Here is a 24,115-nt window from a genome sequence, read left to right as displayed (position 1 = left end):
GAAAATAACCCGGCATACGACATTTGTCATGATAATGTGTCTAAATGGTCCATCAAGAATGGTCGATCGGACATAGACCTGGATAGCTCAGAATCCTAAACTAACATTGAGAAAGGAATGTGATGGATATGACAGCGATGGTACAGCCTCTTCATCCTTCAACCACACAAATATTTCATGGCATTCTTATTGCGGGTCTATTAATGGTGGGGATTATTGGGCTTGCATGGGGTGTTGTGACGATCGAACGTCTATGGACTGCCGTGGAAATGTGGCGAGACCGGACATTGCTTCATGCCACCTACCGGACACAAGGTCCATTGTGTGTTTTGCGGTCTGTAGCGTTTTGGCCCATAATGCGTAAGGCGGTTTCGCGCCATAAAAGAGTTCCGCGACGTCATGGATTTCCTCACCATTCTCCGGTGAAGTGGACGATTTTTAAGAATCATGCGCGAACTCTATAAGAACCATGCCGCTGAACCTGTATATTTGGACAGCGGCATCGATTTTTTGATTACTGCTGATGCGTAAAAGTGGATATCAGATGTCAAATGATACCCAATAAGGCGCGACTCACGGCCGCAATGCGGTTGGTCAATAAGGAGAGGTCATCTGAGAGTTCAAGCAATGTTGAGGTAAAGCGCAGTTGGGATTCCTCTACATGGGTAAGAATATTTAGCCGAATTTTAGCTTCTTGTCGCAGGAGTTCAGGATTTTCCTGAACTAACGAGAGTGCTTGCTCATCATCGTCTAATGAAATGGCGTCGGCTAAGCGGTGATATTGTTCATCCAGCCGGGTTAATAAGGCTAAGGTATCAGTCCACAATGCCGGAGGCCAACTGAAATTGCGGCGGACTAATTTATCGCGAGTATTCATGACTTTAATGGCTGTATCGGATAGATGTTCCAAATGATTAGCCAAGTATAATAAGCGGACTTGACTAGTTAATTCGGCATCTGTCAAATGGCTGACTTGTCCTAATTGGAACAAATAATGAGTAATCGCATGGTGTAAAAGATCGACATCCGATTCGGCTTGGCGCATGCTGCGGGAAATGCTTTCCCTGGGCATTTCGAGATAGGCGGGTAAATTGTCGAAGATTTGATTTTGAATGATACGAGCCATTCGCGCAATTTCTTGTGCCGCCCGGGTGAGGGCCACATGAGGATCATCTAATAAATCCATGTCCAATAAGGGACTGATCGGCTTAGGACGAATGTCTGGCAGCCAGCGCTGCATAAGGCGAGCAATGGGGCCTAAAAATGGAAGGAAGAGAACCGCTAAAAGAATATTAAAGAGCGTATGGGCATCCGCCAATACTCGTCCCGGTGCGGTTTCAACCGATAATAATACGTGCTCAAATGGACCTAGAGATGCCAGGGCTAAAAGTGACAGCGAAAATTTCATGAGAAAGTAGGCGGTGGCGGTACGCTTGGCACTGCGGGATCCCCCGAGCCATGCGCTATACATGGCAGCTGCAGTTGATCCGACATTGGCTGCAAAGACGATAACGAGGCCAGTCGGCAAAGAAATCAGCCCATGAAGACGGAATGTGATCGCCAAGGCGATGACCGTGGCAGAATTTTGAATAACGGCTGTGAAGAGAAGAACCAATAAGTACGTAAGAAGGGCATGGTGATTTAACACTTTAAGTGCGCTGCGCACACCGACTTCAGTGGATAAATTATGGACAGCACCGATCATGACCATCATGCCATAAAAGATGAGGCCAAAACCGAGCGTCAACGAGCCCAATGATGCATTATCTTTGCCCCGCTGAATGATCAGTATGACAACGCCTAAAAAGACTAAAATTGGTGCATAGCGAATAAAATCAAAAGAGATTAACTGGACGGTTAGGGTAGTGCCGATGGCGGCACCCAATATCACTTCCAAAGCTTGTCTCAATTCTAACAGGCCCGCACTGACAAAGCTGACGACCATAACCGTAATGGCGCTGGAAGACCCTGCTAGCATGGTCGTGGTAATGCCAAGAATCACCGAACCCAACGGATTTTTGGTCATAACAAGCAACAAGGATTTCAGCCAGCCCGCGGTTAACCGTCTTAGACTCTCGCTGGTTTGGGATAGTCCGAATGTAAAAAGTGCCATCCCTCCTAATAATGCTAGCCAGCTTTGGGTCATGAGAGTTCTCCTTAATTAATCATGTTCTTCAGAATGACCTGAAGGAAAGGGTGAGCGCCGAAAAGGACGACGATCTCCATTTTCTACAAATACTGTCATTTCTGCAATATTAACCGCGTGGTCCGCAATGCGTTCCAAGTAGCGGGCAACCAATGAGAGATAACTGGCTTGTTCCACGACATCTCGATGTTGGCGCATGGCTTCCATCAATTCATCATGTAAATGAATATATAACGCATCGACCGCATCATCTTGGCGGTAGACGTCATGAGCTAAGGCAATGTCATGATTGTTAACCGCTTGCGCCGCTAATTTCAACATATTTAACGTCATAGTGCCAAGGCGAGGGATGTCAATCAAGGGTTTAAAGTATGGACTATGAGCGAGAATCTCGGTAACTTCAGCAATATCACAAGAATAGTCCGCAATCCGTTCCAAATCGCGTACGATGCGTAAGGACGCGGCTAAGATTCGGAGATCTTTTTGTCTAGGTTGCTGCAACGAAATTAATTGAAGGGAATCTTCTTCAATGGCGTTGGTTTCGTCATCAACATAGTCATCATGGTCAAGAACCCGCTGAGCAGCCTCTTTATCTTGCTGGTAGAGCGAGTTAAGGGCTTGGCCTAACATCTGATAGACATCATCAGCCAGGTGATTAACGCGCCGAATAATGTCTTCGAGTGAACGGTCATAACTGCTAACAAACATAAGCCTCGCCCCTGTAAAAGTTTTTCAGTCTATTATACTCTGTACAACAGGTATTCGATTCTGGTTGACCAAATATAGGTGGCTCTGCTATGCCATAAGAGTGTGTTTGCGCAATTTGAACACGGGCAGGGTTTTGGACCCCGCGAAGGATTCGTGAAATATGTTACATTTACTAATAGCATTCGGAGCGCCTGGAGCTTTATCTTATACAAATGGGCGGGTTTCCCCGCCTGGACAAAATAAGGAGTCGCAAAGACAATGGCACGATGGTTGGTAATTTTAGCGGGAGGACGCGGAGAACGGTTTTGGCCTTTATCCCGCATGATGCATCCAAAGCAATTTCTGACGCTGATGGGGAACCATAGCATGATTCGTACGACGCGGGATCGTGTTCGTTCGCTCATTGGACCGGAAAACACATGGGTCGTGACGGGTCAAGATTATGTCGACAAGGTTAAAACCAATCTTCCCGATGTCCCTTCCTCCCATATCCTAGGTGAGCCCGTGGGAAGAAATACCGCGCCATCAATTGCCTGGGCTGCTGCGTCAATTTATCAAGAAGACCCAGCTGCGGTGATATTGATTTTACCTTCGGACCATCTTATTAAATATCAGAAACGCTTTCAGAAATTAGCGGATCTGGCGTTGCGATCGGCGGAAACTCGCGGTGGATTTTACACCTTCGGTATCATTCCGACTCATGCGGAAACCGGTTATGGCTATATTGAACACGGCAGTGAAGTGGAACATGGAATTTTGCATGTGAAACGATTTGTCGAGAAGCCGCCGTTGGAAGACGCGCAAGTGATGGTGGAGTCGGGTCGCTTCTTTTGGAATTCCGGAATGTTTGCATTTAAAGCCGAAGAGTATTTAGCAGCCATCAGGATGTTAATCCCCGATCTTTACGAAGGAATTATGGCCTTAATCCATCATCCGGACCGGATCAACACCATTTTCCCTGAACTTCCGCAAGTGTCCGTGGATCACGGGATCATGGAAAAAGTGAAAAATGTTTATGTATTGCCAGCTGATATTGGTTGGGATGATGTGGGAACCTTTGCTGCATTGGCCAGGCATCTTCCTCGTAACGATGAACAAAATGCTGCCAAGGGTCACGCCATATTTGTGGATAGCCAAAATGTTACAGCGATCTCAGAAGGTCCCGTTGTGTCGTTTATCGGTGTCAAGGATTTGTTTGTGGTGGCTACCAAAGATGCTGTGCTAATCTTATCCCCCGATCGGAGCCAAGATGTCCGTCAAGTTGTGCAGGCCCTCAAAGAAGGACAACATGAGCATTTATTGTAGACCGCTATGGGATTGGACATTGGAGACAAAAATGAAATCGTGAGAGTGTGAATGAGAGAGGGGATGGGACCGGTCGAGAACGTGTTGGAAAGGATAGAGCGAAGGGGCATTAACACGAGAAAGGCAGGAATACGATGATGACAGTCAGAAAAGCGGTTATACCAGCAGCGGGATTAGGTACGCGGTTTTTGCCTGCAACCAAAGCCCAGCCCAAAGAAATGCTGTCCTTAATCGATAAGCCTACAATTCAATATATTGTTGAAGAGGCGGTATCCTCGGGAATCGATGACCTCTTAGTGGTAATCGGACGGGATAAAGGGAGTATTGAAGACCACTTTGATCGCGCTCCAGAACTTGAGGAATTCCTTCGCAAGCGGGGAAAGATGGATTTATTAGAGGTGGTAATGGGGGTTTCGCGCTTAGCTAATCTCCACTTTATTCGACAAAAAGAACCGTTGGGGTTGGGGCACGCCGTATTATCGGCTCGTCGTCATGTCGGGCAAGAACCGTTTGCTGTGTTGCTAGGAGATGACGTGATGAAAGCCAACCCGCCTGTGCTCAAACAATTGATGAATCGTTGGAGACCGGAACTTTCGATTGTTGCGGTGCAGCCCATCAACCGTGAAGAAGCTAACCGCTACGGCATTGTTTACGGAAACTGGACCACTGACGGGACATTTAAAGTCTCCCATTTAATAGAAAAGCCGCCAGTTTCTGAGGCGCCTGAGAAGCCTCTAGCCATTATGGGACGGTACATTTTAGATCCGGCCGTGTTTGCGGTTTTAGAAGATATTAATCCCGGAGCCGGAGGCGAGATTCAATTGACCGACGCTTTGGACGTGCTCGCGCGTCAAGGACAACTGATTGCGGTACCGTATCAAGGCAAGCGCTTTGATGTCGGGGAAAAACTTGGGTTTATCAAAGCAACGGTGGAAGCCGCGTTAGACCGGGATGATCTGCGGGATGACGTTATTGCCTACTTAAAAAATTTAGTAGCCCAATTACAAGTCGAAGATCCTTCGTTATAGTCACCGTACAGTGACTGTGTAACGAAAAAATCTTCTCTGCCTGTGCTTTTTCGCCACCACTTGACCTGGTATGGAAACTTTCGTCGTGCCGAGCCTTTGGGAATCGCCCCAAAATGCCTTCTATTTTAGGTCGCAGATAAAAGCGTGTTCGGGTGTGACGTGACCATGATGGGCCATGTCCAATTTTGGACATGGCCCATCATTGTGTCGAGAATTTCTTTCATTCCCATGTCAACAACTACCAGAAAATGCCATAGTGTTTTTGTTATCGTTCCTCGTGAATTGTTTAAGGAGGCGTACACCATGGCAGGAAGTCTTCTCTTAATGGATATGCATGTCAGTTCCGAACAAGAACCTCTTTTGCCCTCTCACAATAGTGAAAAATTATCGCTTCGCGGGGCGCAATTTGTTATGGCGGTATTGGGATGGGTTTTGGGACAAGCGATGATTTATCACAGGCCAGCGCCTTTTCTGTGGATCGCCTTATTACTGGTGTGGCCCCGGTGGCGCCGGTTCTTTGGACCCATGCTCATTGGAGGTATACTGGGGACCGCCTTAGGCATTAATGGGTGGTCGGCATTAGTAGTTGGTGTTTTAGCGCTCAGTGTGCCCGTTCCCTGGCGACGGGCGGGCTGGCAGTGGATGCAGTGGCCATTATTAATTGGGGGCACAGCGCTGTTATTTTTACTGGGACATGCTCTCAATGTCTTTGATAGTGTCATTACCGCTCTCATTTGCGGGGGAGCCTTACTGCTGTACTGGGCGGCAGGCCGCCAAATTCAGGTGATTGATACGGGTCAGGGCGATCAAACCACCTTGATAATGGGATTAGCCGCAATGGGTTCCTTTATTGCAGGGTTAGAAGGCTGGAAGTTTGGCCCCTTTGCTCCAAGCCTTTTGGTCGGTGGTGTATTAATTTTGGCGGCCGCTATCTTAAATGGTCCGGGAGGCGGCGCTGTGGCCGGGGCCACATTGGGTTTTACTTTGGCCGTCCGCGGTACAGGTCCCGGCGACGAAATCGGGATCCTTGTCACGGGCGGCTTTCTCGCCGGCTTATTAGCCACACGATATTGGCGTTTAGCTTCCATGGGATTAATGTTAGGGATTGTGCTCTACGCGGTTTTGATTAACTTGCCCAAGGAACTAAGCATATTGTGGATTTCTCTGGGAACCGCCTCTTTGCTTATCCAGTTGTTATCCGGCGCTATCGTAGATCTGGGAAGGGTTTGGACAGAATTATTGGTGCGTGGTGACACGCCAGATACCTTGCCAGCACGATTAAACAAAATTGCCGCCGTGATGCAAGAAATGTCGCACGCGTTTCGAATCGACGATGAAGATTCCTCACCGGAGACGAATTTAGTAGAAGCTATCGTCTCCGGAGTCTGTAAAAAGTGCTCCCTTTACCGTGCGTGCTGGGAAGATGAGTTTTATCGCTCCTACCGGGCTCTTTTAGATTTGACCTCATCTAGTCAGGAGGAATTGTTAACCTTACATGATTTAAATCCTGAATTGCAAAAACGCTGTATTCGGCCCGAGGCGATCATCCAATCAGCCAATATTCACGTAAACAAAGAGAAAGAGCGGGCACATTTTCGAATGCGCGTCAAAGAGTCGCGGGCATTGGCTGAACGCCAGTTAGGGGGATTGGCAGAATTAATTAAGGACATGGCCCATGACTTTGACGCATCCTATGCACGAGATGGGGTGAAAAAGTTAATCCCCGCACTGGATTATGCTGTGGGGCTGGCTAAACGACCCAGACGGGGAGGACTTATTAGTGGAGATAGCGACTTGGTGCGGGAACTTCCTAAACATCGGGTCATTTTTGGTTTATCAGATGGGATGGGGGTAGGACCCAGGGCTGCTTGGGAAAGTGGTACGGCAATGGCGTTATTGGAACAATTGTTGCAAGCCGGCTTTTCGCAAAAGTTAGCGGTGAGAGCGGTTAATACCACATTGTTGCTCAGGTCGGTAGAGGATCACTTTGCGACTCTAGACTTGTTCTTAATGGACCGGATGGGACGAGGGGGTGAATTAATCAAAGTGGCGGCGGCACCAACATTTTTTTGCCGACAGGGCCGCGTGGAAATTATTAGGTCTCACAGTCTCCCTGTAGGAATTTTACAAGAGGTGCCTGTAGAACCCATCTATCATACGCTAGAACCTGGAGACATCGTGGTTATGGTTACCGACGGGACCTTGGAAATTCAAGATGCAGCCGCCGAAGAAAAATTGCGTCGGCTGTTGGAAGAAATGCCTGGGGTTGCGCCGCAAGTTATGGCGGAAACGATTTTAAGTTATATGTTGGGCCATGATCAAGACGGACGGGATGATGCAGCGGTGATGGTGATTCAAGTCTTGGCTCATGGCCAAAAGCCTAAGACCACGTCGATTACCGAAGCCGACCAGCCCACTATGGAATGGCAAAGGCTAACTCCCAGGCCCCTTCGTCATATGCGTTAGCGCCCCGGGTGACAGCAAATACTTGCCGGCTCGCGCGCTACCTTCTTCCGGTCTTAAGGGATTAACCACTAGCGTGTTCGACTTAGGGTGCTTTGGGCCTCAACGTAATGTTTGATGGGATCCGGTGACGCCTCTTCGACACTGCCGACATCGTAGGCGTTCCCCGTTGAAGTCGATCAGAGTACGTCGTCACTCACTCAGAATTTCCTTAAATGCGACATGTAAGACCCTTTGAATCTACAACATGTGAGGCCGATATCATTTCTTTTTCGGGCATGATAACCTAGTGATATAATAAACCCTTGTGCAAGGCTCTGTCGTGATTGTCAATGGAGCGAAGATCTTTTGTTGCCCTTTCTCAATGTTGTACAGAAAAAGAATGCCAGAAAATCTTCTGCCAGCCGCTTGCGGTAAGTGGCTAGCGTCTTTACGGTTAAGGAACAGGGGATTATGGACAGATATGCGCTAGAACAGGGTTTTTTGCATCAGATTGAAAAATTATGTATGCCAAACGCGCCACTGGTGGTGGGTGTCAGTGGCGGAGCGGATTCGATGGCGTTAATGACGCTGCTTGTGAACGTACAAGACAAGTGGCCCATGGTTCTTTATCCTGTCCATATTGATCACGGTTTAAGACCTAATGCTGCCCAGGATGCGCTCTTTGTGCAAGAGACGTTGCGGGAGCGCTTTGGCTTAGAGGTAACCATCGAACGCATTCACATTGTTCCGGAAACGGGAGAATCAATTGAAATGGCTGCCCGCCGGCAGCGATATGCTGTTCTAGAACAACATCGGGCACGCTATGGAGTTTACAGCCGCATCGTGGTGGGGCATCATCAGCGTGACCAGGCAGAAACAGTTCTAATGCGATTGATTATGGGAACTGGTGTTCAAGGTTTGCAGGGAATGAAAGAACAAAATGGTATGATTATCCGCCCACTGCTATCATTTTCACCGGAAGTATTGCGAGAATACTTGCGGGCGAATCACCTGACATGGCGCGAAGATGAGAGTAATCAGGATACGTATTTTCTGCGTAATCGCATCCGCTGGGATTTACTTCCCTTATTACAACGTCGGTTTAACCCGCAAATTGAACAGGCTTTAGCAGCCCTAGCCGTCCGCGCTCAAGAAGCGTATGCCTTGATTCATGAGCAAGCCCGGGATTTTCTTAGCAACCACCATATTGACACAATAGATAATCCATTACGGTTACCCCACCTTTTTGGGCAACTCAATCCCGCCGTCCAAGCGGATATCTTCGAAATGATTGCGGCCGATTGGAAACTTCGTCTGAACCGGCATCATATTGAAGAAGCTATTCAAGGCCAAGCCAACTGGCCTCAGGGCGTGGTTGTCACACGCGATAACCAAGGATGGAGGATTAGTCGTCCAAGTTCAGGGGAACTCCTTCAAAGGGCCATGTGGGATGCGCAAGTGTTACCCCGGCAAGGGATTGTCGACCTTGATTCCCACAACCGCTTAATTATCCGCACGGCGCCATTTCAAGGCCCTCGTACCCATGTGGTGCAAATCAATAAAGAACGCTGGCCAGACATAGCCGTGAGGCCATGGATGCCTGGTGACCGGATTGAACCCTTAGGGATGAAGGGCCATCACAAAAAAATCGGAGATATTTTTACGGACTATAAAATTCCTCGTCATAAGCGTTCTGGATGGCCTATTATTGTCGCAGCTTCAGATTTTCACCAGATTCTTGGCATTGCCGGCATCATGAGTGCAGAAAATGCCAGATGCACCCCAGGGTGTTTGTGTACGGCGATTGAATACCAACAGGATGATGATCTTGCCTAAGACGAGCGGAATGTTCCGCCTATTTAGCAGCACTCAAGCTTTTCACGAGGGGTTATGAGGTCTTTTTGGACCATTGTTTCTTTCCCTTAAATCTTGTTGGTAGCCGGTGATGGTGATTACAGGAGTCATGGCATGACGACAAAAACGCTATCGAATCCTGTTCTTGACGGTTACGATTTTATTGCCGCTGCTCACCTATTTTGGTTGGCTTCTGCCTTTAACATCTTCTTCTTATGAGTTGGGTATTTTGATGAGTGGAATTGAACAGATTTTCTTTCGCGCCCATAAAGTCATAAACGGCATGGATTAATCCCTTGTGATGGATAGCAGTACAAAAGGGGGGACATTGTGTCCTCCCTTTGCACGATTGTGGACCATGACGCTAAGTGAGTATTTTTATACCTAGCGATGTAAACTTTGTCTACTCGATTTGACTAGTATCGAGGCTCTAATTCGAACATCGCAAGGCTTAATGCGGGGGTGAAATCATGGCAGATCGTATACCCAACGAATTGACGGAACAAGGTTCCCCCGATTGGAGCCGGCGTCAATTTTTATGGGGACTTGGAGGGCTTGCCGTAGCAGGGACGGTATCCTTGTTAGGGCGCCAAGGCATCGTCTCAGCGGCTCGGTCATTGTTTGGATCGCCTGTGACCTCAGGAGCTTTCAATCTATATGCTTTTGATTATTATTATGTGCCGAACTATATGGTATGGCGGGTAGGAGATTATTTGGAAGTCACATTCCAAAATCAAAGTCATACGCATTGGCACGAATGGACTATTGGTCGCCATGTAAATGAATCCTATTTTCAAGCGTTCGGTGAGTTACCGGCCGATGCCTGGAAGGTCGATTTTTGGGATGGCGTACCAGTAACACTCAGCAATCCTTATAAAATTGATAACTTTGTACCCAATAAGGCCATTGTGACTTATGAAGGACCAAAATCCCTATACAATATCGCCTCAGGCGGTGACTTTAGTCCCACTCTCAAACCGGGAGGCAGTTTAACGCTGTCGTTTCAAGTTCCCGATAAACCCGGTATTTGGGACTTTGGGTGCTTTGTCCAACAATATATTCATTACCGGACAGGCATGCGCGGCATTATCAATATTATTAAGGCGTGATTGTGAAGTCGGCGAGTAAAAGGAGTGACATGAGTGGAGAGTATCCTCTTCGGCATAGTGTGGATTATCTTATCGGCAATAGGCGAATGGGCTGGCCGAATCCTTATTAATCACAATCCGCTCTATTACACGGCATCCAATATTGGTGTGATGGTCGAGCAGGCGTTCGATTTCATTTTGGTGGTCTTAATTCCCATTTTTGCCTTTGTGGTCCTCACGTTCATTTGGACCATGGTTCGCTTTCATGTGAAAAAAGGCGAAAAGCCGGAATTGCCACAGCACTGGGCGCGGAGCAATCGGTGGTTTGTGAGCATATGGGTGCTAGGCAGCATTGTGGTCAATGTATTGTTTGTGCTTCACCCAACCACCAGTGCCACGGAACAATTCTTTGCCTTAGAAACCCCGTCAGCACCGCAAAATCGGCATGCGCTGGTTGTGGATGTGACGGCAAGACAGTGGGAATGGATTTTTAGCTATCCCCAATATGGGCTGGTGCAGACTGTCAACCAAAATGGGCAGGATCTTCTCGAAGTGCCTGTTGGACGGCCCGTTGAACTGGTACTGCGTTCGTATGATCCTTACCACACCTATGACCAATACGTCGATGTCATCCACAGTTTTTGGGTACCGTCATGGGGTGTTAAAGAGGACGTCATTCCCGGGGAAACACGTATTTTGTATATCACCCCGACCAAGATTACCTCATTTGCGCAAAATCCTATGAGCCGAGTGCAGTGTGCAGAAGTTTGTGGACCGGGACACCCGTGGATGGAAGCGCCATTAAATGTCGTGAGTGCTTCCCAGTTCCAAAGCTGGATTGCGCAACAAAAAGCTTTACAGAGTAATCAGGGTTAATTGCATTCCCTTCTCGGGTGGAATGACAGATCCGGATAAGGGCTTACAACTGCAAGAAGTGTAGGAATTGACGAAATTACCGGAATGAATGGAATTAAGGAGGGATAACTTTGGCACAAGCGTTGGTATCTCCCACTTCATCACCAAAACACCAGACTCGGGCTCCGATGCCACCGGTGTTACGCGGTTTTCTGTGGGCCGGCATTGGGTTTGTGATTATGAATGTCATCGTGGATATCGTCGATCCTTTTCGGGGACATTCGTTTGTTACCGGGCCTTCAGCGACTTTTGGTTGGGTTGGGGCTGTCATTGGTTGGCTTCTTGGCGTCGGTGTGTTAGAAGGCGTCGTCTTGCCGATGTTTGGGTTCCGTACAAATTGGCAAGAAAGGACCACTGGTTGGAAACGGTATTTTGAATATTCCACGGATCACAAGGTTATCGGCTTGCAATATCTGGGGTCCGCGATGGGCGGGTTTCTCATTGCAGGATTTATCGCGATGTTGATGCGCTGGGAATTAATGAGCGACCACTTAACGATTTTCCACTATCCCAGCAATTATCTCTCTGCGGTGGGAATTCACGGTACCATCATGATGTTTTCCGTGGCTAATGTGGCATTGCTTGGAGGATTTGGCAATTACATGGTTCCCATTATGATTGGGGCCCGGGGAACTGCTTTTCCGAAATTATCCGGAATTAGTGTCTGGTTGGTGCCTGCGGGGATTTTAACCGTGTTGTTTAGCCCCTTGTTAGGTGCTTGGACGACAGGATGGCGAGGATATGAACCCTTGGCCAGCCAAGATGCTAACGGGATTCTCTTCTATTACTTGGGTGTGGCTGCACTGACCACCTCGACCTTTATCGTGGCCCTTAATATGGTGACGACGATCATGTTTCGCCGGGCTCCCGGAATGACTTGGGGACGCTTGCCTCTCTTTGCATGGGGCCAAGTGACCGTCGGCCTTTTGGTGTTAATCTGGATACCAGAAATTCAGACGACGTTCGTTTTGGGCCTTTTGGAAAAATTGGTGCCTTTCAATTTCTTTACAGCAACCGGAAGCGTCTTAAGTTATTTGGAACTTTTCTGGTTGTTCGGCCATCCCGAAGTGTATATGATTGCGGTTCCTGCATTTGCGTTGTGGAATGAAATTATTCCAGTCATGTCACAAAAATCATTGTTTGCCCGAGAATGGGCGGTCATTGGGCTGGTTTTTGTCATGATGTTATCAGGTTTAGTCTGGGCTCACCACATGTTTACCAACATGCGTAATAGTGAGATTTTGCCTTTTGCCTTCTTTACGGAAATGATTTCGATTCCAACCGGATTTGCTTATATGGCAGGAATCGGCACAATGTGGCGAGGCAAGGTTCGATTAACCACGCCGATGTTGCTGGTTTTGATGAGTATGTTCAATTTCCTAATTGGGGGATTGACCGGAGTGTTTCTGGCCGACCCGATTGTCAATTTGCAGCTGCATGACACATTTTGGGTGGTTGGACACTTCCACTACACTGTTATTGGAAGTGTGGTCTTTACCGCATTGGCAGGGCTATATTATTGGCTTCCGAAAATGTCCGGACGGATGTACAGCGAGTTTTGGGGTAAATTCCTGTCGATTGCCTTGTTCTTGTTCTTCAATCTGACATTCAGTCAATTCTTCCTGCTCGGGTTGCATGGGATGAACCGCTGGGTTCCGGCCTATCCTGCCTATTTGCAACCGATGAATTTCGAAGTCTCGATTTTCGCCTTCCTGTTAGGGTTCTCGTTCGTAGCGCACTTTGTCCACGTGATCTGGGCATGGGTGAAAGGTCCCAAAGCAGCCGACAATCCTTGGCAGGCCCGGACGCCCGAATGGTTTACGTCTTCACCACCGCCGCGTGAGAACTTCCCGGTTCAACCGGAAATTGTCTCTAGTCTGTATATTTACGGTGCTCAACAACCCGTTGCGGTACAAATGTCGGCCCAGCAGGAATTAGCAGCAGCTAGCGACTTTAAGAACAAGGGAGGAGATTCGGAATAATGGCTAGTCACAACATGACTCGCGGTGCTTGGACCATTGAGGAAAATCCTGCCTTGCGCAGGCGCATGTACCGTTTTGGAATGAGCGTGTTTATTTTCAGTCAGTTGATTCCTCTCATTGTGTTAATTGATATGCGGTACCTTTCGGCGGGAACCTACGTCTCGCCGAAAGCCAGTCCGTGGATCGGGTTGATCGCGGCACTTTTTATGCTGATCTCTTTGGTCATAGCGTGGAAAGTCAAAACGGAGGCCGCGCACGGTCAGGACCGCACTCCGTTATTAAAATGGGTCACCTTGTTAGGAACAGGGGCTCTATTGGTCACGTTTTACCAATGGGCGTTGCGGTTTGATCCGACGACGAGCCGTTTTGGTGAAATTTACTATACCATGACGGGATTTGCCGTATTTTATGTGGTTGTTGGTCTTGTTGGCTTGTTGTCTGCTCTCTCCAGGGCGCGGTTTGTCGACCCTCAAGAAGATGATCACTGGCACATTGAAGCGGTGTCTTACTTGTGGTCGGGCATCGCGGTGATCTGGATTATTACGTATATCGTCTTATTTCTGGTTTAGTGACAGTGAAAGGGGGAGAGTCCGTGAATAACTTTTTTCCTACATTACCCTTAAAAATTCCTTTTAGTCCGGGAATATCCCACTGGTGGGATCCGATGTGGTGGATCTTTCAAATCCTGGTGATGTCTTTTTTGTTGCTGTCTCTTCGCAAGGTGGCTTTGGATATTGACCGGGACCGGGGGGAAAGGTCTAAGAACCAGCGTAAATCCCGGTAATGCCGGTAATATTGGTAATGTGGGTAACGAAGGAACCGATATGCCGTTTCATGACGAACGGGTTGGATGTAAGGAGAATCTATAGTGGATGAAAAACTTTGTGTCCCGAAACGGAAGTGGACCAAAGAAAATATTGTGAACGCTATTAGAGACCGTGCTATGCACAACCGCCCCATCACCTCTTTTGCGGTGCGCCAAGAGGATGAAGGGCTGTGGCAAGCGGCCAAACGTCATTTTGGCGGATGGAAAGAGGCTTTAAGCGAGGCAGGATTATCCGTGGATTCTCAAAAGTCACCGAGAACGCGGGCTCGAGCTGGGACCTGGTCTCGAGAGATTATCATCTCACGCATTCAGCAATACCGTGATCAAGGAAGCCAACTGGCCGCACATCAAATGCAAAAGATTGATAACCGGTTGGTTTCGGCAGCAGGATATTATTTTGGTTCATGGGCCAAGGCTCTAGAAGCCGCCGGCGTCAATGCTGACGCCGTGCGGTTCTCTGTCCCATGGACTGCTGAGCGGGTTAAAACGCTCATTATGGATGCCAAAAAGTCCGGCGCAGACTTATCGGATCGCTCGATTCGCTTTTGGAACCGGGCCCTTTATCGCGCAGCCTGTGAGCATTTTGGATCCTGGGAAGATGCGGTCCAAAGTGCGCTACACACTGGCCATACGGAAATGAAGTGGAATAGCGAACGGGTTAAGCGCTTGATTTATGATTATTTTATTCACGGTTTTTCCATTAACGCGGCATTTCGCTATCATCCAAGACTTTCTCATGCTGTCATCCATCATTATGGTAGCCTAGAGAATTTGGCAAAGGAATTAAATTTGCCGCAATCATTCATTCAACGGTCAGGGAGCCATCAAGCCCAAGCGAAACAACTTAAAGCATGGAGAATAGAGAGGGGATTATCCCAAGAGGATATTGCCAAAGAAGTTCACATCCCTTCCTTGATGGTTGAGGCCTACGAAAATGCTAAAATTGCGATTCCCTGGGACGTTTATTGGCAATGGGCTACGGTCACCGGGAAACGCCGTCAGGCGTTAAGGGAAGTATTGGCCAGCCATAAAAATGCAACAACGCATATCTATGCCCATGCATCTATCAAATGGGGCGGGAGGCGACGGTTTTCGAGCAACAGTTTGTGCTTTGTCGTGGATAAGGCGGGAAAGATCCGCCACTGGGATAAAAATCTTGCGAAGATCACCGGGATTCATCCTCAAGACAGTGAAGGGCACGCCTGTTCTGATATCGTTCATACCTATTTGAACCCAGCTCAACCTTATTGCGGCAAAACTTGTCCGATAAAAGCGGGACCATTAGAGGGTGAGCCACCTGTTGTGCGCTGGCAACATCCTTTGGGTCCGAAAGTGCGGATGCACATGATGACAGATACGCTAGGATGGACGACTCACTGGATTGAACCGGTGCCAGACGAATTCACGAGAATATGATAGATTATAAGGAATATAGTGATTTTAAAAGGCAGGGCTTCAGGTGATTAAGAGCAATATTCCGCATTTTATGGTCGACGAAAACTGGCAAATCACGGCGTGTGATAGCACTGTTGCCGAATGGATGGGGCACAGTGTGGAGGATGTTGTTGGCAAGTCGTGTTTTGATATGGTGGATGGTCATAATCTTGATGGATCATCTTTTTGCCGGCCGGTATGCCCGCTGACCACTGCGAGCCGCCATGCATTGACTATTAACCCGGTCATGATATTGAATAATCCTCATACTCCGCGTCAAATTGTTCGGGTTCATTATGTCATCCTAGATAACCCGAAAGGCATTTTGCATTTTGTGCGGCCTCTCCACGATGCGAGTAAATCTTCCCCGAAACTCACCAAGAATCAGTTGCAATTAGTTCAGGGATTGGCGATGGGTCTTACCCACCGGCAAATTGCGGAACAAAATCATATTGCGTTGAGTACGGTGACCACACAACTTAAGCGCATTCGGCGCACCTTATCCTGTGCATCGGATCGACATTTGGTCACATGGTATTGGAATCAAGAACAACATTAGAATATTCTGGAACATTAAGACGAAGAGGAAGGCAGAGAGTTCGCAAGGTTCCCCCCTTGCATTCGGATAAACCGTGTCAGAGCGTGACGTTCTGTTGGTGCATCCCAAATTTCACAGACTCGCCGGATATGCGTGTTGACAGTGCTTAACGATATGTTTAATTGTTGGGCAATATCCCGGCGGGTTAACCCTTGAGCTAATAACGCAAAGATTTGCTGTTGGCGAGGCGTTAAGGGGATAACCGGCTTAAAATCGCGATTAACCGGCTGAATCCAGTGAACAATCGTTAAGGGATCATCCCAGATGGCGAAGTGAATTTGTATTAATTGTTGTCCCATATAACGGGTCGGGATGATCACGAAGAGGGGTTGGTTAGTTGTGTTTCCAGCTTCCGTAACTAAAGGGCAGGATTTCTGGCAAAAATCCATGCCTGTGAACAACTGCGCGGCAAACACCTCTTGACAAGGACGGTGTAAGACTTCACTTTCCGTCATCCCCGTCAATTGACTCAGACTGTCATTCCAATGCTCAATAGCAAACTGACTGTTTACCACAAAGCAGGCTCCATTACTCCAAATCATTTTTTCGACCTCCTGCTTCGGTCTCTTTCGCCTTATCTTTATAGCGATTTTCGGAATGGCCAAAAGACATGCAGTTTTTGCCTTATGAGGGTGATCGTTCAATCCCGTTGAAGAATCCAGATAAATCGCCATTGAGCGTTCTCTCTTCTTCAAGGGACAACGATATCAAATCTATGGTACTATATTTGACCGGATTTTATAACTAGATTTATAACCTGAGTATTTTTGATTTCTTGGTTTTGTTAAGTGGAAATAGGATACGGAATTTGGTCCGTGTAGTGGTTATAATCGTTGTTTGCCGCCTGGAATTGTTATCGATTCTCATTGAGTAGATAATATTTGTGGCCATTTTCGAGACCGTCCTGCTGTCGCTAAAGCTGAAATTTATCTTTTCAGGGCAGCAGTTGTTTATAAAAATTTTCTAGACATTCTACAGACGTTTTAGGCATACTAAATGTATATTGTATTGTTAGATAATGTCCGCCATTTTCACCTCATGCTTCGCCTGTCCATTTGACTAATATAATCTAGACATAGAGCCGTTTCGACCCATTGGTTGAATTAGGAGGAGAGAAATGCCTCAATATTGCGTGACCTATGATATTCGTGGAAACGATCCCGAAGATTACCAAAGCCTGATAGACCATCTAAAAAGCTATCCATCATGGTGGCATCACCTGGAATCAACGTGGCTCATAAAAAGCGAGGATACTGCTAAAGAAGTCCTAAGAAAATGCCTTGCTTATGTACCGCAACATATGGAAATTCTCGTTGTCGAAGTGGGGCCGATGTGGGCCGGTGCCGGTTTTGACGACGAAGGGTGTTATAATTGGTTGTGGAAGAATTTGTCTAGACAGGATGAAAAACCATGACGGCATTACTAACGTGGTCGAGTATCATTATCAGTGTTATTGCCGTATTTCTTGGTATTATTGGGGCGATTTTTACGTGGCAAGGAATTAATATGAACAAAGAGGCCAATACAAAATTACTGGAAGTAACCACAGCTGTTAATAAAATCGAAGGCGTCTTAAATTCATTGCAGAACGGCGCATTGCAGCAGTTGCTTCGCCAGCATGATCGTATGGTAAATCGGGGATTAGGTGACTCGGAAAGTCTTCACAAGATAAAAAGCAGCCAGAATTTGTACGCGAAAAACCGGACTTTCGCAAACATTGTCGACTTTGATTCTAACGAGGATCACAGTCAACGAAATGAACAAGGAAATACCAAAAAATAAGTTATTTCAGAAGTCTTACGTTTTGCCCGTGTTTCATGCGTCTTGAACTATACGAAGACGGGAGTTAACGCAACGCTAAGCGAACAGATTTTCTTTTCCACCAGTTATCCGACACATCACCATGAATTGTCCTAGCCCAACGAACCCGATGATGGACTTGGAATTTTTTTGTTCCAATTCGATTGGCGGATTTGCTGAATTCTCGGGCCAAGAGATGAATCCCATGGCCATTATTGGGGTTGAATTAAAATGATCGTTAAATTGTTTATGATCAAGTTGATTATGATTACAGGTATGATCAAGACGGAATTAACCCACAGTGTTTGGCCCACATTAATGCTTCTTCTTTATTATGCACATCGGCTTTGCGATAGATGCTGGCAACATGTGCTCGCACCGTTCCCGGACTAACCTGAAGAAGATGCGCAATGGTACGGTAAGAATAATCTTGTGCCATCAAATTTAATACTTCCTGTTCGCGCGGGGTTAATATAGAAGGTGCGGTCAAGGGCGGTGCTAATTCCTGCTTAAGCGCAAGGGCGAGATCGCGGGAACGTTCTTTGACAAGACCTGCATCACCAGTGAGTAGATCCGGAGTCAAAGGATGGTCAATATGTGCTTCTAAGGTGTTCACAAACTCATTTATCACAATCAGGCTGTTATCGTACAGTTGTTGAAGTTTTCGATGACTCTCAGTGAGTTGACGAATGAGATAACCAAAAAGACTGGAGATGATGAGCAACAGTGTCATGATAATCGGCCAATTCGGGTGAGGAAAAGTATGCATTAAGTGATGTAAAGACCACATGCGAAATCCAATCAAGAGAAAACCTGCGCCGACGAGTTGGATATTAAATGTTGCAAACCAATAAGCCCCTTCGGCAATAGCGATGGGAGCCAGAATTAACCCGGGAACATTGGGGCTCATGAGATAGAGAATGTAGAAGGCCAACGCATAGAGGATATCCCGGACACAAGAATTGACTATTTCTGTACCGCGGTAAACCTGCCATACACACCAAAGAACATCCAATAATGCCAGTGAACCAATGCCGATTGCTGGCCAAATGTCCCGGGATATATTGATTAATTCGGCAAAACATAAGATGGGAACCGTTAACCGTAAACCAATAAGAACCTTAGGGGGATCAAGACTGTAAAACATAAATTGTCAGTCCTCTTTCTCCTTAACAAAAGTCTCCACCACGTCCAGTGCGTCATAGTCCTTTATTATTATCATCGGAAATTTGAAGAATTTCAATGTTTTGAACTGTCTTAGAAAAAAATAAGACAATGTTCAATAGCATCCAAGAATTCCCTCTTTATACAGTGGGATAGGAATAAACCCACTCAAAAAGAGGTGAGCAAATTGAACAAAACAAGCATGATGATTCTTGGAGTTGCAGGGGTTGTGAGCCTTGGCTTTATGGCATTGGGGACGGGCTCAAGTGTCTTGGCCGATAACCACAAAGCGGCAGACGGCTTAACAGCAGAAGCTACAGCGCAAATGGCCGTTCGACTCTTTCCCAGCGGGACAAAGACGGTCATTTTGTGTTCTCCGACTGATAGTGAGGGGATTGCCTTGGGACAAGCGCTCGCCACGAAATTATCAGGAGCCCTATTGCTGGTTGACAATGCGCATGTGCTAGGTCAAGCCACTGAACAGGCTTTAGCGGCATTGAGCGTTCCGCAAGTCGCTCCCGCGGGGACAGTGCAGCCATTTCAATTGACGTCTGGTAAGCCTATGATCTATGTTCTCGGCAATGCCCAACAAATCAGCCCGGCCATTATCGCCGGGCTTAAGGCCCAAGGTTACCAGGTAGAACGTTTAGCGGAACAGGGAGCCGGTTTGGTAAGAGAAATCGTAGATCAAGTGGCTCCGGCATTGCCGTTGCCACCGGATACCGCGGGATTTCCTCGAAATTGGCCGGTGTATGCTTACGGACCCTCTCATAATTCGGCCTTTAAGATTCCGAAGTCAGCTCCTGAATGGGAAAAAGTCGGGGTGCGGTGGAATTTTGCGGAGGATGCTGCGGTCCCCTTAAATGCACCCTTTCCGGATTTGGCTAACTTAGGGGAACGCGGTGCTCCTGTGAAAATGACTCAGAATCTTGGGAATGCCGTCGGTGTCAGCGCGGTCAACGGCATTATTTATGCGGAGTCTGATGATTATCATCTCTATGCATTGGACGCCAAAACCGGTGCCTTGCTATGGCAAACAGGGCAATTGGCCAATAATCTCATGGGCAATCCCATTGTCGCCAATAATATGGTGTATGTGACCGCAGGAGATACCGGATTTCCATTTTCGCAAGTATTGAAATACGAGTTATCGCAAGGGACCTCGACTTTGATCCGGGGCCTCATGTATTCGGCCATTTATGCATTTAATGCCCAAACCGGACGGATGGTATGGCGACAAGATTTTCATGGCAATGCCATGCCTTCGCCCGTATATTACAACGGTACAGTCTATGCGGCAACGGGCGGGGGCCATTTATGGGCCTTTAATGCCCAGACCGGTGCTGTCAAATGGCAAACCGCATTACAAGGTTTTGACAGTATGTCGAGTCCGAATGTCTACACAAATCCTGTTACCCATCAAACAGAAATTGTTGTAGGGACATCTGATCAAAATCATGTGGTGGCCGTCAATGCAACAAACGGGTCGATTTTGTGGACGCAGAAAACCGCACTAAACATTTTCAATACGGGGATGGGAGATAATTCGCCGACTGTCGATCAGGCAAGAAATCTCATTATTCAAGATTCGGTCGTCAATTTTGATAAGGCCAACCACACGACAAATCTTGCGATTTATGCGATGAACGCGGCAACTGGTCAAGTTCTTTGGGCCACCGACCTGGGCAGGGGGAATGCACCTCCGGCATATAAAGCGGGCGTCAGCATGATTCATAACGGTGTAGTATATGTGGGTTCGCCTGTTACCTCAACGATTTATGCCTTAAATGAAGACAACGGAAAAATTTTGTGGACCTTTCCCATTAAGAATGCAGGACCGGCCGGAGCCGGACGCGGAAATGCGGTCTACGCCGATGGGGTATTATGGGTGGCAGCAGGACCAAAAGTCTACGCGCTGAATCCACAAACGGGACAAGAACTTGGATCGTATACCCCAGGCGGACGATTCGGGATTGTGAATCCAGTGATCGTGGGCGGAACGATGTACTTGGACAACTCCTATGACTGGGTCCAGGCGATTCCGCTTAAAGCGATTGATCCGTCCGTTACGATTCATTACCAATAAGACTCTATATTCACACTGAGAAGAAAGAACATGGAAGCTTGCTCCCCATGTTCTTTCTTCATGCTTTATGCTTAAGGCACGATACGGCTATATAAAGGGGCTGATCCAAGGTTTTGACGCATAGACTCGTGATGAGGTGATTCGATGGAACCAGAATCCTTAACGTCTCCCATTCGCCACGTTGTAAATCGGTTGATTATATGGGGCGCGGACGGCGTTTATTTTCTCACCGTGTTATGTGTGTTGGCCCTATCGATCCGTGTTGTGGCCGGAATTACTAAAATCTTATGGTTTGCACCGTCTTATGCGGCGATGTTGTCCGCCTTAGATCCCCTGCTGTTGTTGTTAATGCTAGCAGAGCTTCTCCATACGGTCGCGTTGACTTTGCAAAATCATCACTTGCCATTGCGGCCGTTGTTGGCTCTCATTTTCATTGCGGTGTTGCGTCATGGCGTGGTATTGGCTTCTACGATGTCACTGGCGTCTTGGAATGCGGGAGCTACGCTTTTAGGAATCCTTGCACTCTCTTTTTTGTTGGCCCAAATTCCTCCGCAAAATGCGGATTAAGACATCTGTTAATCCCTACAGGTTTGGTTTTCGTCGCATGATCTATACCGTGAAAGCAAGGATTTTCGATACGTCGGATGGCATCTTTTTTCCAATCCTATGAGATCATGACAGGCTAGAACACACAATGGGAACCAGAAGTCGCGCAGAAAACACCAGGACAATCCCTAAGATCCTCCTAGTGATTAGGGATGAGTCGAGAATTGTGCTATGATGATTGCAATTTTCAGACGTCATAATTACATAGAGGATTTCTCCTTGCCAGAAGGAATATAATAATATGGTATAATAACGCAACTTGGCCTAAACGAAGTTTTAACGCCTGTGAGCGAGAGGAGGCCGTTTCGTGACAAATCGATGGCTACGAGGAGTTCTGACGCTCATTTTGTCAGTGCTCTTCATTGTGACGTTATGGGAACTAATGAGCGGGCAGACATCCACAATCACTCAGGAATCATACAGTCGCCTGTTATCTATGGCCAATAGTGGGCAAGTTCAAAGAGTTCGCATAGATCCCCAAACGCATACGGTTTATGCGACGACAACAACAGGTAAACATTTTCAAACTACCTATGCAACAGGTGGAACGGCATCGCTTGCCAATGATCTCACTAATGATCATGTCACCGTCAGTATTATGAAGCCAGCGACGACGTCGTTGTGGCTAAGCTTGATCGGCAACATTCTCCCCTTATTGGTGATCGTTTTTATGCTTTATTTTGTGTTCAACCAAACCCAAGGGGGAGGCAACCGGGTTATGCAATTTGGGAAGTCGCGTGCGAGACTGCACACGGACGATACCAATCGCGTAACTTTTGCTGATGTCGCCGGGGTAGATGAAGAAAAGCAGGAATTACAAGAAGTAGTCGATTTCCTTCGGTATCCCAAGAAGTATTTGGAGTTGGGTGCGCGGATTCCCAAAGGCATTTTACTATCTGGCGCTCCTGGTACAGGGAAAACGTTGCTGGCTAAAGCCGTAGCCGGCGAAGCCGGTGTGCCCTTTTTCTCAGATAGTGGTTCGGATTTTGTTGAAATGTTTGTCGGTGTGGGGGCGTCGCGCGTACGCGATTTATTTGACCAAGCGAAGAAGAATGCTCCCTGTATCCTTTTCATTGACGAAATTGACGCAGTCGGCCGGATGCGTGGGGCCGGCTACGGGGGTGGACATGATGAACGGGAGCAGACGCTCAATCAATTATTGGTTGAAATGGATGGCTTCGGCGTCAATGAAGGCATTATTGTCATTGCTGCCACGAACCGTCCTGACGTACTCGACCCGGCGTTGCTACGTCCGGGACGGTTTGACCGTCAAGTGATTGTACACAGACCCGATGTGCGGGGCCGTGAGGCCATTTTGAAAGTGCATACCCGAGGGAAGCCCCTAGCTGAAGATGTGGATCTCGCTGTAATCGCGAAGAGAACACCAGGCTACACGGGAGCGGATTTGGCTAACTTGGCGAATGAAGCGGCTTTGCTTGCAGCCAGGCGCCGTGAAAAGAGTATTCACATGTCTGATTTTGAAGAGGCGGCCGAACGGATTATGGCCGGTCCCCAGAAAAAGAGCCGGGTGATCTCGGAAAAAGAAAAGAAGGCCGTGGCTTTTCACGAATCCGGGCACACCTTAGTGGGGATGCTAGTACCTCATGGCGATCCCGTGCATAAAGTGACCATTATTCCTCGTGGCATGGCGATGGGGTATACCTTACCCTTGCCGGATGAAGATCGCTATTTAGTCACCAAATCGCAAATTCTTGATCAGGTGGCAATGGCTTTGGGAGGTCGTGCAGCGGAGGAGCTGGTCTTCGGGGAAATTTCCACGGGAGCACAAAACGACTTGGAGAAATCGACATCGATGGTTCGGCAAATGATTACCGAATATGGCATGTCCGAGGAATTAGGGCCCATGACTTACGGGCAAAAACAAGATCAGATTTTCTTAGGCCGCGATTTAGCGCGGGACCGCGACTATAGTGAAGATGTGGCATCGGCGATTGACCGTGAAGTCCGTCAAATTGTCATGGAACAATACCAACGCGCTAAACACATTTTGATGACACACCGAACGACTCTAAATCGCTTAGCGTTAACCTTAATGGAGAAAGAAACCTTGCTGGCGGATGAATTACAGGCGATTGTGCATGGACGTGAAGTGGCCATCTAATTTAGCAG

General features: G+C 47.5%; 21 protein-coding genes. 17 read left to right on the top strand and 4 right to left on the bottom strand.

The window, feature by feature from the left end:
• Positions 1 to 122 precede the first annotated feature (122 nt).
• Positions 123 to 464, top strand: coding sequence for a hypothetical protein (locus AOA63_RS09920; protein WP_053959553.1), 342 nt, complete (start codon positions 123 to 125; stop codon positions 462 to 464).
• Positions 465 to 547: 83 nt separating this feature from the next.
• Here AOA63_RS09920 and AOA63_RS09915 read toward each other — a convergent pair whose 3' ends face one another.
• Positions 548 to 2,146 carry a Na/Pi cotransporter family protein gene (locus AOA63_RS09915; RefSeq protein ID WP_053959552.1) on the bottom strand — a complete coding sequence of 533 codons (1,599 nt, stop codon included), beginning with the start codon at positions 2,144 to 2,146 and terminating at the stop codon, positions 548 to 550.
• Positions 2,147 to 2,161: 15 nt separating this feature from the next.
• Positions 2,162 to 2,854 (bottom strand): phosphate signaling complex protein PhoU, encoded by a 693-nt coding sequence (gene phoU / locus AOA63_RS09910; RefSeq protein ID WP_053959551.1) that lies wholly within the window; start codon positions 2,852 to 2,854, stop codon positions 2,162 to 2,164.
• Between the two features lie 258 nt (positions 2,855 to 3,112).
• On the opposite strand from phoU, the gene AOA63_RS09905 reads away from it, so the two are divergent.
• The 11 genes from AOA63_RS09905 (at position 3,113) to AOA63_RS09850 (ending at position 16,290) form a co-directional block, all read left to right on the top strand.
• Positions 3,113 to 4,159 carry a mannose-1-phosphate guanylyltransferase gene (locus tag AOA63_RS09905; protein ID WP_053959550.1) on the top strand — a complete coding sequence of 349 codons (1,047 nt, stop codon included), beginning with the start codon at positions 3,113 to 3,115 and terminating at the stop codon, positions 4,157 to 4,159.
• 134 nt (positions 4,160 to 4,293) lie between these two features.
• Positions 4,294 to 5,187 (top strand): UTP--glucose-1-phosphate uridylyltransferase GalU, encoded by an 894-nt coding sequence (galU, locus tag AOA63_RS09900; RefSeq protein ID WP_242848311.1) that lies wholly within the window; start codon positions 4,294 to 4,296, stop codon positions 5,185 to 5,187.
• Between the two features lie 303 nt (positions 5,188 to 5,490).
• Positions 5,491 to 7,653, top strand: a complete 2,163-nt coding sequence (locus AOA63_RS09890; RefSeq protein ID WP_053959547.1) for a SpoIIE family protein phosphatase — start codon at positions 5,491 to 5,493, stop codon at positions 7,651 to 7,653.
• A 504-nt stretch (positions 7,654 to 8,157) separates the two neighbouring features.
• Positions 8,158 to 9,468, top strand: coding sequence for a tRNA lysidine(34) synthetase TilS (gene tilS, locus AOA63_RS09885; protein ID WP_171822678.1), 1,311 nt, complete (start codon positions 8,158 to 8,160; stop codon positions 9,466 to 9,468).
• A gap of 488 nt (positions 9,469 to 9,956) precedes the next feature.
• Positions 9,957 to 10,595 carry a hypothetical protein gene (locus tag AOA63_RS09880; protein ID WP_053959545.1) on the top strand — a complete coding sequence of 213 codons (639 nt, stop codon included), beginning with the start codon at positions 9,957 to 9,959 and terminating at the stop codon, positions 10,593 to 10,595.
• Positions 10,596 to 10,628: 33 nt separating this feature from the next.
• Positions 10,629 to 11,450 (top strand): cytochrome c oxidase subunit II, encoded by an 822-nt coding sequence (locus AOA63_RS09875; protein WP_053959544.1) that lies wholly within the window; start codon positions 10,629 to 10,631, stop codon positions 11,448 to 11,450.
• A gap of 110 nt (positions 11,451 to 11,560) precedes the next feature.
• Positions 11,561 to 13,471: a cytochrome c oxidase subunit I gene (locus tag AOA63_RS09870; protein ID WP_053959543.1), complete on the top strand. Its 1,911-nt coding sequence runs from the start codon at positions 11,561 to 11,563 to the stop codon at positions 13,469 to 13,471.
• Positions 13,471 to 14,040: a hypothetical protein gene (locus tag AOA63_RS09865; RefSeq protein WP_053959542.1), complete on the top strand. Its 570-nt coding sequence runs from the start codon at positions 13,471 to 13,473 to the stop codon at positions 14,038 to 14,040. The genes AOA63_RS09870 and AOA63_RS09865 overlap by 1 nt, the downstream gene beginning before the upstream one ends.
• 23 nt (positions 14,041 to 14,063) lie before the next feature.
• Positions 14,064 to 14,255, top strand: a complete 192-nt coding sequence (locus AOA63_RS09860) for a hypothetical protein (protein ID WP_053959541.1) — start codon at positions 14,064 to 14,066, stop codon at positions 14,253 to 14,255.
• 84 nt (positions 14,256 to 14,339) lie between these two features.
• Entirely contained in the window at positions 14,340 to 15,713 is a 1,374-nt protein-coding gene (locus AOA63_RS09855) for a hypothetical protein (protein WP_053959540.1), read from the top strand.
• Between the two features lie 43 nt (positions 15,714 to 15,756).
• Positions 15,757 to 16,290 (top strand): LuxR C-terminal-related transcriptional regulator, encoded by a 534-nt coding sequence (locus AOA63_RS09850; RefSeq protein WP_053959539.1) that lies wholly within the window; start codon positions 15,757 to 15,759, stop codon positions 16,288 to 16,290.
• A 14-nt stretch (positions 16,291 to 16,304) separates the two neighbouring features.
• On the opposite strand, the gene AOA63_RS09845 is transcribed toward AOA63_RS09850, so the two are convergent.
• Positions 16,305 to 16,871 carry a helix-turn-helix transcriptional regulator gene (locus AOA63_RS09845; RefSeq protein WP_053959538.1) on the bottom strand — a complete coding sequence of 189 codons (567 nt, stop codon included), beginning with the start codon at positions 16,869 to 16,871 and terminating at the stop codon, positions 16,305 to 16,307.
• A 590-nt stretch (positions 16,872 to 17,461) separates the two neighbouring features.
• Between AOA63_RS09845 and AOA63_RS09840 the strand changes: the two genes are divergently transcribed.
• Complete coding sequence (locus AOA63_RS09840) at positions 17,462 to 17,743, top strand: SinR family protein (protein ID WP_139061556.1); 282 nt, start codon at positions 17,462 to 17,464, stop codon at positions 17,741 to 17,743.
• Complete coding sequence (locus AOA63_RS09835; RefSeq protein ID WP_053959536.1) at positions 17,740 to 18,111, top strand: hypothetical protein; 372 nt, start codon at positions 17,740 to 17,742, stop codon at positions 18,109 to 18,111. Before AOA63_RS09840 ends, AOA63_RS09835 begins: the two co-directional genes overlap by 4 nt.
• A gap of 298 nt (positions 18,112 to 18,409) precedes the next feature.
• Here AOA63_RS09835 and AOA63_RS09830 read toward each other — a convergent pair whose 3' ends face one another.
• Complete coding sequence (locus AOA63_RS09830; protein ID WP_053959535.1) at positions 18,410 to 19,276, bottom strand: LuxR C-terminal-related transcriptional regulator; 867 nt, start codon at positions 19,274 to 19,276, stop codon at positions 18,410 to 18,412.
• A 204-nt stretch (positions 19,277 to 19,480) separates the two neighbouring features.
• On the opposite strand from AOA63_RS09830, the gene AOA63_RS09825 reads away from it, so the two are divergent.
• From AOA63_RS09825 to ftsH, 3 genes are all read left to right on the top strand, one after another.
• On the top strand, positions 19,481 to 21,379 hold the full coding sequence (locus tag AOA63_RS09825) for a PQQ-binding-like beta-propeller repeat protein (protein WP_242848310.1): 1,899 nt from the start codon (positions 19,481 to 19,483) through the stop codon (positions 21,377 to 21,379).
• A 144-nt stretch (positions 21,380 to 21,523) separates the two neighbouring features.
• Entirely contained in the window at positions 21,524 to 21,946 is a 423-nt protein-coding gene (locus AOA63_RS09820) for a phosphate-starvation-inducible PsiE family protein (protein WP_053959534.1), read from the top strand.
• Between the two features lie 346 nt (positions 21,947 to 22,292).
• Positions 22,293 to 24,107: an ATP-dependent zinc metalloprotease FtsH gene (gene ftsH, locus AOA63_RS09815; RefSeq protein WP_053959533.1), complete on the top strand. Its 1,815-nt coding sequence runs from the start codon at positions 22,293 to 22,295 to the stop codon at positions 24,105 to 24,107.
• The last annotated feature ends 8 nt before the right edge of the window (positions 24,108 to 24,115 follow it).

The sequence above is a fragment of the Sulfobacillus thermosulfidooxidans genome, from assembly GCF_001280565.1.
GTDB lineage: Bacteria > Bacillota > Sulfobacillia > Sulfobacillales > Sulfobacillaceae > Sulfobacillus > Sulfobacillus thermosulfidooxidans_A.
Note: the sequence above shows the minus strand (reverse complement) of the source record. Positions and strands in the feature narration are given on the sequence as shown.